The 14,473-nt window shown below is 63.5% G+C and carries 17 protein-coding genes; 5 read left to right on the top strand and 12 right to left on the bottom strand.

Annotated elements, in window-relative coordinates:
* Positions 1 to 48: 48 nt before the first annotated feature.
* Positions 49 to 612: a hypothetical protein gene (locus ACT541_RS09110; protein WP_476136149.1), complete on the bottom strand. Its 564-nt coding sequence runs from the start codon at positions 610 to 612 to the stop codon at positions 49 to 51.
* A gap of 141 nt (positions 613 to 753) precedes the next feature.
* Between ACT541_RS09110 and ACT541_RS09105 the strand changes: the two genes are divergently transcribed.
* Positions 754 to 1,413: a hypothetical protein gene (locus tag ACT541_RS09105; RefSeq protein WP_476136147.1), complete on the top strand. Its 660-nt coding sequence runs from the start codon at positions 754 to 756 to the stop codon at positions 1,411 to 1,413.
* Positions 1,414 to 1,625: 212 nt separating this feature from the next.
* The gene (locus ACT541_RS09100; protein ID WP_476136145.1) at positions 1,626 to 2,891 is read left to right on the top strand and encodes a HEPN/Toprim-associated domain-containing protein; all 1,266 of its coding nucleotides are present in this window, start codon (positions 1,626 to 1,628) and stop codon (positions 2,889 to 2,891) included.
* A 406-nt stretch (positions 2,892 to 3,297) separates the two neighbouring features.
* Here ACT541_RS09100 and ACT541_RS09095 read toward each other — a convergent pair whose 3' ends face one another.
* The 3 genes from ACT541_RS09095 to ACT541_RS09085 form a co-directional block, all read right to left on the bottom strand.
* The gene (locus ACT541_RS09095; RefSeq protein ID WP_476136144.1) at positions 3,298 to 3,777 is read right to left on the bottom strand and encodes a ribbon-helix-helix domain-containing protein; all 480 of its coding nucleotides are present in this window, start codon (positions 3,775 to 3,777) and stop codon (positions 3,298 to 3,300) included.
* A gap of 10 nt (positions 3,778 to 3,787) precedes the next feature.
* Complete coding sequence (locus tag ACT541_RS09090) at positions 3,788 to 5,773, bottom strand: conjugal transfer protein TraG (RefSeq protein WP_476136142.1); 1,986 nt, start codon at positions 5,771 to 5,773, stop codon at positions 3,788 to 3,790.
* Positions 5,774 to 5,901: 128 nt separating this feature from the next.
* Complete coding sequence (locus ACT541_RS09085) at positions 5,902 to 6,195, bottom strand: DNA -binding domain-containing protein (RefSeq protein WP_476136141.1); 294 nt, start codon at positions 6,193 to 6,195, stop codon at positions 5,902 to 5,904.
* Positions 6,196 to 6,302: 107 nt separating this feature from the next.
* Between ACT541_RS09085 and ACT541_RS09080 the strand changes: the two genes are divergently transcribed.
* A complete protein-coding gene (locus ACT541_RS09080) occupies positions 6,303 to 6,545 on the top strand; it encodes a helix-turn-helix domain-containing protein (RefSeq protein ID WP_476136139.1) in 243 nt (80 codons plus the stop codon).
* Positions 6,546 to 6,684: 139 nt separating this feature from the next.
* Here the strand turns inward: ACT541_RS09080 and ACT541_RS09075 are convergent, their stop codons facing one another.
* The 8 genes from ACT541_RS09075 to ACT541_RS09040 form a co-directional block, all read right to left on the bottom strand.
* Entirely contained in the window at positions 6,685 to 8,727 is a 2,043-nt protein-coding gene (locus ACT541_RS09075) for a DUF3363 domain-containing protein (RefSeq protein WP_476136137.1), read from the bottom strand.
* Positions 8,728 to 9,019: 292 nt separating this feature from the next.
* Entirely contained in the window at positions 9,020 to 9,859 is an 840-nt protein-coding gene (locus ACT541_RS09070; RefSeq protein ID WP_476136136.1) for a lytic transglycosylase domain-containing protein, read from the bottom strand.
* Positions 9,856 to 10,383, bottom strand: a complete 528-nt coding sequence (locus ACT541_RS09065; protein ID WP_476136134.1) for a S26 family signal peptidase — start codon at positions 10,381 to 10,383, stop codon at positions 9,856 to 9,858. The genes ACT541_RS09070 and ACT541_RS09065 overlap by 4 nt, the downstream gene beginning before the upstream one ends.
* Entirely contained in the window at positions 10,380 to 10,901 is a 522-nt protein-coding gene (locus ACT541_RS09060) for a DUF2840 domain-containing protein (RefSeq protein ID WP_476136132.1), read from the bottom strand. Before ACT541_RS09060 ends, ACT541_RS09065 begins: the two co-directional genes overlap by 4 nt.
* Complete coding sequence (locus tag ACT541_RS09055; protein ID WP_476136130.1) at positions 10,898 to 11,155, bottom strand: hypothetical protein; 258 nt, start codon at positions 11,153 to 11,155, stop codon at positions 10,898 to 10,900. The genes ACT541_RS09060 and ACT541_RS09055 overlap by 4 nt, the downstream gene beginning before the upstream one ends.
* Positions 11,152 to 11,790 carry a ParA family partition ATPase gene (gene parA / locus ACT541_RS09050; protein ID WP_476136128.1) on the bottom strand — a complete coding sequence of 213 codons (639 nt, stop codon included), beginning with the start codon at positions 11,788 to 11,790 and terminating at the stop codon, positions 11,152 to 11,154. The genes ACT541_RS09055 and parA overlap by 4 nt, the downstream gene beginning before the upstream one ends.
* On the bottom strand, positions 11,787 to 12,866 hold the full coding sequence (locus ACT541_RS09045; protein ID WP_476136126.1) for a replication initiator protein A: 1,080 nt from the start codon (positions 12,864 to 12,866) through the stop codon (positions 11,787 to 11,789). Before ACT541_RS09045 ends, parA begins: the two co-directional genes overlap by 4 nt.
* Position 12,867: 1 nt before the next feature.
* Positions 12,868 to 13,137, bottom strand: coding sequence for a helix-turn-helix transcriptional regulator (locus ACT541_RS09040; protein WP_217931003.1), 270 nt, complete (start codon positions 13,135 to 13,137; stop codon positions 12,868 to 12,870).
* A gap of 577 nt (positions 13,138 to 13,714) precedes the next feature.
* On the opposite strand from ACT541_RS09040, the gene ACT541_RS09035 reads away from it, so the two are divergent.
* A complete protein-coding gene (locus ACT541_RS09035; protein ID WP_476136124.1) occupies positions 13,715 to 13,951 on the top strand; it encodes a hypothetical protein in 237 nt (78 codons plus the stop codon).
* A 61-nt stretch (positions 13,952 to 14,012) separates the two neighbouring features.
* A complete protein-coding gene (locus tag ACT541_RS09030; RefSeq protein ID WP_476136122.1) occupies positions 14,013 to 14,432 on the top strand; it encodes a Ros/MucR family transcriptional regulator in 420 nt (139 codons plus the stop codon).
* Positions 14,433 to 14,473 lie beyond the last annotated feature (41 nt).

The following is a 14,473-nucleotide window of genomic DNA, read 5'->3' as shown; positions in this document are numbered from 1 at the left end:
CCAGTATGATCTGCCAGGGTCTCCTCAAATGAGAGCGGCTGTCGCTGGCTAGAGCTGGCGCGGTCCGCTCGGCGTCATTGTCCAGATCGGTTGCCCCGGAAAGGCCGCGCGGACCGCATCCAGCAAAATCGGTGCAACTGCGATGGTTTCCTCCGGGCCATATGGTCCAGACACGACGAATTTCTGGCGGACCAAGATATTAGCCGGGTTGAGCACGAAAATGCCGATCGGCTTGGCGCCACGCACCCGCCATTCATTGTATGTACCCGGTGCGACCTTGTCGATCGACATATCGAAGGACGCACACGACAGCGCCTCGCCTAACGATTGATTGGTGCCTTCATCATCGTAGGCCCCGGCATCGCCGTGATAAACCCGCAGCACATCTGCGATGCTCCTAGGCTCCAGCATCACGCCGACCGACCCCGTCACATCCATCAGGTGGCCAGGCGTCAGGACCGAGCAGGACAAGGCCCATGGCTTCTGTTCCGCCAACACTTGCTGAAGGTCGGTCGGAAAGTCCAGGCCTTCGCGCATCACGGCATGGGCGGAGAAATGCACGATCAGCGCTTGCCGTGCGTCGAGTTTGGCCTGCAGCTCTGCGTAAGTCATGTCGCCCAGTCTCTATGATTGTCGCCGCACAAATCGTCCAGTCCCGTCGGGAATGCGGCCACCACGTTCATTGCCACTTCGTCGATTAGCATCCAACTTCATTTTTGATAATGTTCCTTCATCAAACGATAGGAGGGGTGCATGGCAGAAGACCCGATTGTCCCACCGGTAGCTTTCCCTCGACGGGCGATAGGCCGCGCGGTTGCGGAGGGCGTGGTAGAACTGATCCCGGGCGCGAGTCTTCTGACGAACATCTACGCGGTTACCCATCCCCGGATCCAAGACGTAGATCGGACGCGATGGGAGCGGGATATCAGCGCTCGCTCGAACGAGCACAACGAGACTCTGAAGCGGGTCGTTAGTGCATTCTTGAGAATGCAGGCCAATCACCAACAGGCGAATGCCGCCCAAAAATTGTCCTTCATTCGAGGAGGCATGATTACCACCCTCGAGGCCATTGCCCGTGATGGGCTCACTCCCGAGCTAGAAACCGAACTGCGACGTAAGTTCGAAAGCACTTCAGCGAATGTCGAGCAGCTTCTGGATGGGTTGGACGCAGCACTTTTTGCCATGAGCTCAGCTGGCGACAATAGTCAGTTCAGGGATATACTGTGGGAGGCGGTCTTCGGTTCATTCGGGAAGTCGACCATCCGCGACAGCATACAGCATCTGTTGGGGGCACGCAGTGATCCGATCGAGCATCAGAAGCTCATAGCGGGGGACATCTGCAACAACATCGATCATTTCAATGCAAGCTTGATGATGTTGAGTAACTACGCGACAAGCTCGGTTTCGTTGTGAAAAACATCGTCAAAGTTAGTAATGCGACCAATATGGGCAACCACAATCTTCAAGGTGCCTGCATCACAGCGTACTTAAAGAACGATTGCACGCTTCAGCGCGCTGCGACTACAGAAAAATACAGTTCAACGCGGACCGCGCAACTTAATGAACGTAGGTCGGACGATGTTACGGCGGATCAAGTCGAACTGTTCCAAATCTAGGTAATAGCCATGGGCACAATCATCTCCCTCGAAATCGCAGGCATCTCCTTGGGTGCCGCGAAAAACCACATGGGGATCGATCATGGCCACCTGTTTCAGGCCGGGGATCTCGCCAGGCGACGTTCCGATCAAATAGACTACACCTACTATGAAGACAACCCAGATGAGGTTCCTGACGACAGCGAAGAGGCCTTCTGTAGGCCGTTGTCCCGCGTCCTGCCGCGGCTCGATCTCCTAGGGTCAAGCATCGAAGTGGCGCGGGCGGAATACGACGCTTTAGTGGAGGAAGAACGCGGTTTTCGCGAAAATACTGGTGAGGGGGAAATCCATTTCCTCACCTTCGATCAATTTTGCGACTTTGCATGCCGGCGTCCACTAAGCGAGCTTAGGCATGATACGAACTTCAACGCTACGCAAGAGACCTTCCGTGATCGGTTTCCCGACGATCCGGCGCTGATAGCCAGACTCCCCAACCCCAAATGCGATGATCTGTTTTGGTCGGAGGGAAGCTATTTCGGCGCCACGACCTGTATCCTGAGCGCATATTCGATGATGCAGGTTTTCGCGAAGCTCGAAGCCAATCTTGATGCTGAAGTGGTGTGGCAGTTCGGGCCTATCGTCACATCGGGCTGGGTCGAACGAATCGCGTTTAAGGCAGGACCGAGCCGACGCGAAACCACGTTGATCGCCACCGAAGGGTCGTCGGACGCTTATCTGTTGAAGCATGCGTTGAAACTCAGGCGCCCTGATGTTGCGGATTTCTTTCGCTTCATTGACGTTACCGAGAGCCACCCATTCTCCGGCACGGGCAGCCTCAGAAAGTTCGCAGAGGGTCTGGTTCGGATCGATATACAGAACCGGGTTATCATCCTGTTGGACAACGACGCTGAAGGGGTGGACGCATATCGGAAGCTACAGACTATTCGTATGCCGTCCAATATGACGGCCGCCTTGCTTCCTGACCATGAGAGCCTCAAATCTGTCCTTGCGCGGGGGCCTGAGGGAACGGCGTTCAGCGACCTAAATGGTCGCGCGGCGGCCATCGAATGTTATCTAGATCTCAACCTACCAGATAGGCCACCGGCCATCGTCCTCTGGAGCAATTACAAGGCTGATATCGACGCTTGGCAAGGGGCGCTTGAATACAAGTCGACATACGCGGAGCGGTTCTTGGCGCTGACGCCGGAAACAGCGGCAGGCTACGACTTCCGCCGCATCGATGCCGTGCTCGACCATTTGGTGAGAGTGGCGATCGATTTGGTGCACGCCGATTGAAATTTGACATAGCCGGAAAAATGCCAGATTTCGGGTGGCTACGGCGGCAGGCCGAACGACGCCGGTGAGGTCGGCTGCGGAGCGGCAGCTATCTGCTCAGCGTCAGCCAAAACCGGCCAGTCCGCTCCCGGCCCCATTTCAGTCGCTCAAGCACAGCACGCGCAGCTTCCGCTTTCGGCGCGATACGGTCAGCAGCGGCCCGCGACCGATTTTGTTGAAAAACCGACCTTCGGCTCACCGAGAGCACTTCCGTAGAAATTCAGTTCATTCACGCTTTGCCGCAGGAACCTAAATCTACTAACAACACGACCTTGAAACATTGTTCTCAACAAAGACTGCCTTTCTGACTGGCGAGGAGTTATTCAACAAAATCGGCGCAATGTGGCCGCTCGTTGCCACTCCCACCTTACTCTGGACTACCAGGGAGCACGAATGCCTCGTCCGACCCGTCCATCTTCTGTGATTCCGCCACCCTCGCCCCACCGACATCACGCACCAACTCTTTGATGAACCGCTCGCCGGTGGCGAGCCGCCGCCCCAACGCCTCGACGAAACTCTCGAAACGCTCCAGTCCCTTCGCCCGGGCCGAAGCTTGAGCACTCTCAGGCAACGGTGGCGTGATCGTCAGCCAGAAGCGGATGAACAGCGCAACGGTCTCTCCGAGGACGGCGTGATCCCGATCGAGCGCCTCGATTTGGCGTGAAAGCCGATCCAGACGCCGAGCAAAGGCGGCTTCACGACGATCCGCAGAATCGGCTGACAGGAAGGACGCGACGGCGGCTTCGATCACCGCCGATTTCGAAATGTTGCGGCGGAGTGCCAGAGCTTCGACCCGTTTCAGGAGATCCGGCTCGAAATAGACGTTCATGCGGATCTTGGTCTGCATGGGAGGCACCTCACAGTTCGATGCCGTCGGCAGGATCGAGCGCCACCTGTCGCGCGACGAAGCGCATTCCCTGGCGCATCTGCCGCGCTCTCGCCGCATCGACATCGGGCTCGTCGTCGAGCATGTCGAACTCGTGATCCGACGGTGGTTCCAGAGGCACGATCTCTTCGTGCTCCGGGAGCTCGGGCTCGCGACGAACGCCGCCGTTGACGGGATCGATCTCGGCGACAACTCCGCCTGCGGTCACATGGTCGCCTCCTGCCGCAGCAATGACCCTGCCGTGCCAATCGTCTTCTGCCGGTGCCGTGAGTGCTGCCGCCCGTGCCGGCGGTGGCGCGATGCGCTCCATGAGACGCGGATCCTCGAAGTAGCGGACCTTCTTCGCCCGGACCGGATGGATGCCGGATACGAGCAGCAACTCGTCAGCAGGTGGAAGCTGCATCACCTCACCGGGTGTCAGCAGCGGCCGCGCCGTCTCCTGACGCGACACCATCAGGTGGCCGAGCCACGGCGCGAGGCGGTGTCCGGCGTAGTTGGTGGAGTCGCGCATTTCGGTGGCGGTGCCAAGGGCGTCGGACACACGCTTCGCTGTTCGTTCGTCGTTGGTGGCGAAGGCGACGCGGACGTGGCAGTTGTCGAGAATGGCGTTGTTCGGGCCGTAGGCCTTTTCGATCTGGTTGAGCGACTGGGCGATCAGGAAGCTCTTGATGCCGTAGCCCGCCATGAAGGCGAGCGCGCTCTCGAAGAAATCGAGCCGCCCGAGTGCGGGGAACTCGTCGAGCATCAGCAGCAGGCGATGTCGCTCGAGCACGGCGGTCAGCTCCTCGGTCAGTCGACGACCGACCTGATTGAGGATCAGGCGGATCAGCGGCTTGGTGCGGTTGATGTCGGACGGAGGAACGACGAGGTAGAGGCTGACGGGACGGCCCTCCGCCACCAGATCGGCGATACGCCAATCGCAGCGCGCCGTCACGGCGGCCACGACGGGATCACGATAGAGGCCGAGAAAGGACATGGCCGTCGACAGCACGCCGGAGCGCTCGTTCTCGGACTTGTTGAGCAGCTCACGCGCCGCCGAGGCGACGACCGGATGGACACCGCCGTCACCGAGATGCCGCGTGGTCATCAGGGTGCGCAGGGTCGCCTCGACCGGGCGCCTCGGATCGGACAGGAAGTTGGCGACGCCTGCGAGCGTCTTGTCGGGCTCGGCGTAGAGAACGTGCAGGATCGCGCCGACGAGCAGGGAGTGGCTGGTCTTCTCCCAATGGCTTCGGCGATCGAGCGCGCCCTCGGGGTCGACCAGGATGTCGGCGATGTTCTGGACGTCGCGGACTTCCTTCTCCCCGCGGCGCACCTCCAGCAAAGGGTTGTAGGCGGTCGAGCCGGCGTCGGTCGGATCAAACTTCAGAGCCCGGCCGAAGCGCGCGCGGAAGCCCGCCGTTAGCCCCCAGTTCTCACCCTTGATGTCGTGGACTATTACCGAGCCGGGCCAGGTCACCAGGGTCGGCACGACGAGACCAACGCCCTTGCCGGAGCGAGTCGGCGCGAAGCACAGAACATGCTCCGGTCCGTCGTGACGGAGGTAGCTCCCATCCAACCGGCCGAGCACCACGCCGTCGGGCGCGTTCAATCCGGCGGCCTCGATCTCTTCTCGTCCGGCCCAGCGCGCCGAGCCGTAGGTCTCGACGTTGCGCGCCTCCCGCGCGCGCAGGATCGACAGGGCAATGGCGGCGGCAATCGAGATGAAGCCACCGGAAGTCGCGATCGCCGCGCCTTCGAGGAAGATCGACGGCGCATAGGCGTCATAGAAGTACCACCACCAGAAGAAGGCCGGCGGCAGATAGAACGGCAGTCCTCCGAGCGTAAACCAGGAAGATCCGAGCTGCGGCTGGAATCCGAGCCGCCACGCCGTCCATTCGGTCGCCCCCCAGATCGTCACCGACACGATGAGGAAGACGACGGTGATCTGTCCCCAGAGGACACGGGTTCCCGACATGCTGGCTCCGATCGGCGAGAGGCGTGGAGCCAATCAGAGAATAGGCTGACTAAGGACGGGCAAGAGCAAAGCTGCGCGATCGCGCCAACGGATACCACGGCGCGCAAATCGGCGGGGTGACAGAGAAATCAAGATCGGCTCTTCGCTGCGGCACTCTGTTCCAAGAGGCGGCGATAGCCTTGCTTCGTCATCCAATGGGCGCGCGCGAGATGGGTTTCCCAGCACCGCCGGGTTCGCGCCTCGTCCACCGCCGGATCGCGATGAAGCACGATGCACGCGACCTCGGCCCAGTCGGCCCCAGCCGCTTCGGCATCGAGCAGCCGCAGGTAAGTGACGAGGCGGGCCTCGTCGTATCCGGTGAGGTCGGGAGCCGAGGGAGCTTCGTCGTCGACTTCGGGATCGAGTTCCAGCTTCAAACACATGAAGCACTCCCCTCCCCATCAACACGACAAGAGAAATCCTGAAATGGGATAATCCTGTTCCAGGATTACCGGAAAAGCTCACTGTCTACAACGGAGAGCTTCACCGGATGCCGAAGTCCCTGCGGTCGCCTCGGCAGGCGTTGCTCCAGGCACTGCTCATCGAAGCACGCAAGGGCAAGGGCCTGACGCAGGCCGACGTCGCCGGCGCGCTCGGAAAGCCCCAATCCTATGTCGCCAAATATGAGAACGGAGAGCGCCGACTGGATGTCGTCGAACTCATCGACATCACAATGGTTCTAAATATTTCGGTAGCAGACGTATTGTACAGACTGCAAATGTTACCACATTAGAACAGCAAATATGATCTTACTTATATTTACAACAATGCAGAATTCAAAATTTTTAGTTATTCAATAATCGATCACACCATTCACATAAAGAAGCGCGGACGTTTAGCGAGATCGAAGAGATCGCGAGCATCTCTCACCCTCAGATCCCCAACCCTCGCGTCTTGCCCAACTGCCAGGAGATCGACGTCCCCTGGACGATGCCCATTACCTCACGACCGAGACGGTCGTCGATCACCGGCCGCCAGGGCACCAGCGTGAATTCCCTGGCGTTCTCGACGAGAGCGTATCGACCACTCGCCAGTGAGACCGTCCGCCGGAAGGTCCCCTGCACTGTTTCGCCATCCACAGATGCCCGGAACGACACGGGTCGTTCGAAGGCGAGTTCGCGACCCACTCGTGCGACCTCACGGGTCTCCAGCGTCGCAAGCAGGTTGCGGCGATAGGCGATCTGGCCATCCGAGCGACGCAGGGCGTCGCCCTGCGCGATCAGACGCTCGCGGCGATGTTCCATCGCGCGGTCGACAACCTGTCCGAACCCGGAGGGAACGAGATCGGACGTATTGCGCCCGATCAGGCGGCGGTCGAGCCAGGTCGCGCCGTCCGCCGAGATCTGGGCTTCCAGATCGAGGGTCGAGAGCGTGCGGATCGTCGCCTGTCGACTCCGGGCGGCATCATCGGCGGCAGCCCGGCTCTCGAAGTCCTGCGGAATGCGCCAGTGATCGGCGTCGATCCGTTCGACGATGCCGGCGCGACGCAGGGCTTCGAGCCGGCGGACATGGGCTTCGACGAAACCCTCGGCATCCCCCCCGTGAACAGCCCCTTCGAAACGAGCCTGTTCGAGATGACGGCTCGGTTGATAGATCCCGCCCTCCACTGATGCGACGATGGTGCGATCGGCTGGTCGAGGACCGGCCTCTCGTGGCCCGACTTCGATGATCGCACCGATGGATATCTCTTCGAGGCGAGCGGGATCGAAGCCGGAGACATGATGGAGACGACCGTCGATGCCGTCGACGATCACGGCGACGCTGTCGCCGAGTTCGTCGGGCAGATGCTTGCCAAGAAGGCGGCCGATGATCGACGTCGACGGCACGTCATCGTGGATCCGGAAGCTCGCCGGATCGCGTTCCTCTCCTTCGACCCGCAGAGTTCGCTGCATCGTCGCGACGATGTCGCCGCGCTCACCCAGTTGGCGAAGAGTCGGCTCCAGGCGGTTGCTCAGGGACCAGATCCCTGGCGCCTGTTCGGTCGCGAGCCCCATGCGCCCGAGCTTCTTCAGTCGCCCGAGACGCGAGGCACGGTCCGCGATGTCCCGTTGGTCGGCCGGCGCGTGGCGAAGGTCGAGAAGCCCCTCCCGCACCTCTTCGATCAGGGCGCGATCGATCCGGGTGAAGCGATCCTGGTCGAGCTCGACCGTCAACTTCTGCTGTCGTTCGAGCTCGCTGACCGGCCCGAGTTCCAGGGTCACCAGCTCGCTCGCCCGCTCTCGGACGCCATGCGCAACGTAGGCGCCGTTGATGACCAGGTCCTCGCCCCGTTCGTCGCGTCCGTTGACGACGACATGGACGTGGGGATGGCCGGTGTTGAAATGGTTGACCGCCACCCAGTCGAGCCGGGTGCCGAGATCCTTCTCGACCTCGGCCATCAGGTCGCGTGTGAAGCCGGTAAGATCGTCGAGGGCGACCCCATCCTCGGGCGCGACGATGAAGCGGAACTGGTGGCGATCGTCTTGGCCACGCGCGAGGAAGGCATCACCGTCGGCGCGATCCTCGCTCGCCGCATAGAGCTGGCCGCGCTCGCCATCCCGCGAGGTGCCGTCGCGCTGGACGTAGCGCAGATGCGCCGCCGCGCGACCGCCCTGCCCGGCCACCCGGACGAAGCGCGCCTTGACCACCACCCGGCGCGCACTGGGCTTCCGATGGCTCCAACCGCGACCGAGATCGCAGGCCCGGACGAAGGCTGCTCCACGCCCACGGGCCACTCCGCGACCGGCCGCACCACCGAGCCTCGATGCAGGCGAGGCTACTCCCGAGCCGATCGATGACGAGGACGAGCCACCCATCCCGTTCCGCCGGGCGACCTTGCCGACCTTGGTGAAGAAGCTGGCCGTGGCCTTGCCGTCGCCACCACGCCCCACCCGGCCGGGCTTCGGTCGAAACCGATGTTCGTCGTCACGACTCACGGTCGCCACTCCCGTCCACACACGCAGAACCGACCGAACCCACGGAATGGTGCCGCCGAAAAGGCCACATTCGGTGGAGTTCCGGGAAGGAGCGGCACCATGGCTCGTTGCCGGCAGTGCCACTCCTTTCCTTCCAACCCATGTGCAGACAACGGTAATTCGCCGTGATGGGCCGGAACGGTGCCGCCGGCTTTTATCTTGCCCTCCCCCACCGGCCCTTCCTCCTTCACCTTTCGCGTGCTTTTCCCGAGGTTCGAGCTTTCGGTCTGCCCTCTGAGCAGACGGTTCGCGTTCAACGTCCAGGACCGGCCGGCGCGCGGGAAACGAAGAGCGAGGCCCTGGTCTCCGCCGCATTCGATCGACGTCCCACCGACGGTTCCGCAATCACGGCCCCCGCAGCGGATCGCTCGACCGATCGATCCTCGGCCGGCGGCCGATCGGCGTTCGGTCCGATGACGACACGACCGATGAACAACGGCGCCGTCGCCCAGGTCGACTCATCGGAACGGTTAGTAGTCGCGACATCGGTCGACACGGTTCCGACCAGCGGCAGGAGATGGGCGACGCGGATCTGCACCTCCGGCGGCAGCGGCCGACCGGTCTTCAGATGGTCGTCGTAGCGTCGAGACCCGACGATATAGGCGGCGAGAAACCCCTCCGCCCCGTAGCGATCAAAGAGCTCGCGCAAAAGGGCCGCTCCCGCCATGATGTTGTCGTCGGGGGGGTAGGGATCGTTGCCCAGATGGTAGCGGGCGCGCAGCTCGGCCCAGGTCTCCGGCGGGATCTGCATCAGCCCGATCGCCCCCTGCGGTGAGGTTGCACGGGCATCTCCACCGCTCGCGACCTCGATCACTGCTCGAATCCAAACAGCGGGGATTTCGAAGCGCTGAGCGGCGTCGCGGATCGCGCCTGCCAGAGGATCCGTTGCAGACGACGTGGTGATCGGACGATCGGCCGCTTGCGCCGCCGCGACGGCAGGAAGACAGATCGACGTGATCTGCAACGACGCCATGACGACGGCGCTGCGCAATACGGCGCCGGCAGCGCCAGCACCGACACGACAGGCGCTCTCCACTGTGGGGAGACGCCGCCGATCGGGAATATCGGTGGACGACGAGCCGTGTCGCATCATCGGTCGCACCCATCGCCGTGTTCTACGATCCACAGCGGATCGGCGCGACCGAGGATCATGCTCGTCGACGTCGGGCCGAAATAGCGGCCGTCCAGACTGTCGGCGACCTCGGCATTCATCAGGAAGATTTCGCCTTCGGCGAGGGTCCGGCATCCGCTCCAGATCGGGAGATCGTGCCCTCGATCGTCCTGCGACCGGGCCGCGCCGACCGAGACGCCGTCGACGGTGAGGTCGGCGCCGTCGCGGCACACGGTCTGCGACGTGAGCGCCCGTACGTGTTTGAGGAGCGGCACGCCCAACGGCAGACGACCGCTCTCGGCGAGGAAGCGCGCGACCCGATCGGGCGGTGTCATCGCGACCAGATCGCCGACGTGCAGTCGGTCGGTCGGCCGCAATGCGTAGAGACCGATCGGCGTACTGGCCGTGGCGTTCCACAGCAGCCGCGGCACCGGAGACGGGACGATCGAGGCGCCGATCCCGAGCACCGCGGCATAGGTCACCATCACGAAGCCGAAGCGCGTCACGGATCGATCCTCCGGCGTTTCAGCCAGGCGGCGTGCTGCTCGCGGGTGTAGATCCGTGGCTCCTCGCCGGCGACGATGCGATTGTGGACGTGACGCCAATAGTCGGGCATCACCTCGACCGCATCGATGCCGAGGGCTTCCACCGCATCGATCACGCCGAGCACCCGCTCGACCTTGGGCCAGCTATCGATCCGCAGCAGGATTTCGCCGCCCGGCCGCACGAAGGGCAGCGTCTGGTAATCTTCGCTCGCCGTGACCGTGCGCAGGATGTCGATGCGCGACAGGATGGTGCCGAAGTCGTTCGATGCCCAGCGGACGAAGGCGAAGACGGTGCCGGCGGCGAAGCTGGCGATGCGTCGGCGCCGGTCGAGCTTCAGGCTCTCGACCGGATCGCCGAAACGGATCCAGTGTTCGATACGGCCTTCGACCCAGGTCAGTTCGACATGGGTCAGATGTTCGCCCGCGCGATCGGGTGACGGCCATTCGGCCTTTGGAGAACGAATGTCGTTGTCGTTCATCGAGGCTCTCCTTCGATGTCGGGAAACTCCCGCGCGAGCAGGTCGCGCAGCATGTCGGCGACGGTGACGCCGCGCCGAAACGCCGTGACCTTGATGCGGCCGCGCAGATCGGGCGTGACGTCGATGGTGAGGCGGGCAGTGAAACCCGCCGACCGAACCGGCTCGTCCCGAGGCGCCGGCTCGGTGGTGCGGATCCAGGCATCGGCATCCCCCGGGCGGGCGGCGAAGCCGCGACCACGGCTCCGGTCGGTCATGGCGCGAGCCTCCCGATCTCCACGGCGAGTGCGGCGACCTCGCGCGCCGCCGGACCGGCCTCGTCGATCTCGAAGACGAGACGCCCGATCTGTGCCGCATCGGCATAGGCGACGCGTTGGCCGATGCGGGTGGCGAGCAGTGGCGGATCGCGATCGGCCAGCGTCTCGGCCGTCTCGCGCGCGATGATCGTCCGCGCGCCGCAGCGGTTCAGCAGGAAGCGGGCGCGCAGCTCGGGACGGAACACCCGCGCTTCTTCGATGAGCCTCAGCATCTCCGCCGAGGCCCAGCCGTCGAACGGCGACGGCGTGGCCGGGATGACGACGAGATCGGCGGCGAGCAACGCCGAGCGCATCAGCCCGGCGACGCGCGGCGGCCCGTCGATGACGACGTGATCGACGGTGCGGGCGAGCTCGGGAGCTTCGCGGTGGAGCGTGTCGCGGGCGAGCCCGACGACGCCGAAGAGCCGTGGCAGCCCTTCCCTCACCCGTTGCTCCGACCAGTCGAGCGACGACCCTTGCGGATCGGCGTCGATCAGGGTGACCCGCTGGCCCTGTCGAGCCCAGGCCCCGGCGAGATGGAGCGCCAGCGTCGTCTTGCCGACCCCGCCCTTCTGATTGAGGAACGCGACGATCATGGCGCACCTCGCCGCATGGTGCCGGCACCATGGGTGCGATGCTCGCGCGCAACAGAAGAAGAGTTAGACTCTCTGTTAGAGTCTGAGTTAGCAGCGCCGATCTGGTCGGCCGGCCAAGGGGTTGCGCTACTTTCCTGCGCCTGATGTGCCGATGGGGCTGCGCCCGATGTACCGATACCGCCTGCGCCCGATGTGCCGATGGGTTCCACAGGTCTATCCACAGGCACTGTGGACGAGTTCGTCGGGCGAATTCTCAGTCGCTCCGTCGCGCCGAGGCGCTCGATCGCGAGCCGGTAGCCCGGCAACGGCTGGCGTGATGCGATCCGGCGCAGATCGAGGGCGAAATCGGAAAGCCGCGCCAGGCTGCCCGACTTGGCGTGAAGATGGGCGACCTCGAAGAGCCAGCCCTGCGGTTGGCGGCCGGCATGTTTACGGGCGACCCGATAGAGCCAGCGCTCGATGCCACCGGTCAGTCGGAAGTAGGCCGGATCGATGGTGAGGACGAGCGCACGATCGAGGATGCTGCGGTAGAACCATTCCGGCAGGACGAATTCCATGCCCTCGACCCGCCCGGTCCGCGTCGCGATCTCCTCCCATTCGTTGATCCAGGAGAACTGCTGGCGTCGCCAATTTGGCCCGGTTCGGATCGTCGTGGCGACGACGGTCGACTGCAGGCGCGACAGAGCCGCCTTCAGCAACAGGTACTGCCTGTTGCCGGTCGATCGCCCGACCCCGCGCAGCAGCTGATAGGGGGTGAAGCGCACGAAGCGCGAGGTGCGCAACCCGCGGTTCTGCGCCTCGACCAGCTGGCTCGCCGCCCAGATCAGCACGTCGGCATCCCAGATCGTCGCCATCCCGTGCTCGGGCATGCCGAAGACCTGGACCTCAATGTCGGCGGTGGCATAGAGGATCGGCGTGGTACGCCGTGACTTCGACAGCGAGAAGAACGGCCGTTCCATCAGATCGCGCTGATCGCGGGGACGGGCGTCGCCGCCGATCACGACGAAGGGTACGAGCCGATTGCGTTCGCTGTCGCGCGATGCCGGCTCGGTTCCGGGTTTGCTGGAGAGCACCATTTCAGCGAGCTCCCCGTTCGGCCGGCGTCAACGGTCGCGCCGGGAAGACGCGCCGAGGCGTGTCGTCGGAGGTCGACCTGCGCGCGCCGATCGCCGTCCAGGCCTGCAGATCCTCGACGGCATAGACGACACGCCCGCCGATCTTCCGGTACATCGGGCCGGTACCATAGGTGCGGTGCTTCTCGAGGGTGCGGATCGAGATGCCGAGGAAACGCGCCGCTTCGGGCGTGCGCAGGAAACGTGGCGGCAGACCCGCCATCGGATCGGGCATGGAGACCTCCGGTTCGCCATTCGCGCAGTCGAGGGCGACCGCGCGTCCTGGCGAACCGTGGCGGAGAACAGGAGGGGACCGGCATGCCGGATATCGCCCCCTGCGATTCCGGCACTCCCTACGAAACGGCATGTGGATCCGGCGGCGGCTCTCTCCCCGGTACGCCCGAAGGTCCGACTCCGTGCGCCGCGTCGATGTACGATGAGAAAGCACGCCACCATGATCGACCGACCCGTCGAACCCCGGTGCGACGAACGGCGGCGGCGGTCTCGTCGACGAAACGATCGGCGCTGCGGTTTCTCCGCATCGGTGCGATTGCGCGCAGACCTCACACGCTCCGCGAGATCGCCATCTTTCTGCGAGAACCAAGGGTGTCGCGGGAGCGACACACGGGGCTCGGGCGGAAGACGGTCCCGGCAATCATTTTGGAGCCGCACCGGTTTCCGTCGAACGTGATCACGGAGTGGCAAGCGCCCCCCTTCGGGGCACGTGATGGACTCCATGCCCCCCCGAACCTCGAGATCCGAGCCGAAGCCGCTGCGCTCGTCCCATCCCCCTCGATGCAGGAAACCGACCGATGCCGCATTCCGGAAGCAACGAACTGGACGCCTTTCGGTTCTTGGACCAACCGTTCTGTCACAATCGCAATGTCGGCGTGGTCGAAGGACGGACGGTCATCGTGAACGTCCAATTCAGTGAGACCGACGACAACGGTGGCAATCCCCTTCGCGAAAGGGAATTCGATGCCTTCGTCGTGAGGGCCTTGAAGGAAGTCATCGCCAGGACCGAGCGTGGGGTCTCCGCGTCTCTGTGACCGAGGTCCGCCTTGGGGAAATTTGATAGACTGCCCTCGAATCCATGAGAGCCGGCGAAACATGACCGACCACCCCAACGACCTGTTCATCGATCTGACCGTCGGCATCGTCTCGGCCTACGTCGCACACAACACCCTGCCGGCATCGCGGCTGGCCGATCTGATCGCCGAGGTCCACGCAGCTCTCGGGAGGACCGTCTCCGGTCCGGCTCTGCAGCCGAAACCCGAGATCGTGGCACCGGCGGTGCAATTGCGGAAGTCGGTCACCCCGGACTTCATCGTCTGTCTCGAAGACGGCAAGAGGTTCAAATCGCTGAAACGCCACCTGCGCACCGCGCACGGCCTGAGCGCGGAATCCTATCGCGAGAAGTGGGGGCTACCGGCGGACTACCCGATGGTGGCAGCCAACTACTCCGAAGCCCGGTCGACCATGGCAAAGGCGATCGGGCTCGGTCGACCACGGGGGCGTCGCGCGGGTTGATTGCCCGGCGCCCACGCGTCTCATCGAGGCGACCCGAGCCG

It is taken from the genome of Pinisolibacter sp. DMC100 (assembly GCF_056313705.1).
Note: the sequence above shows the minus strand (reverse complement) of the source record. Positions and strands in the feature narration are given on the sequence as shown.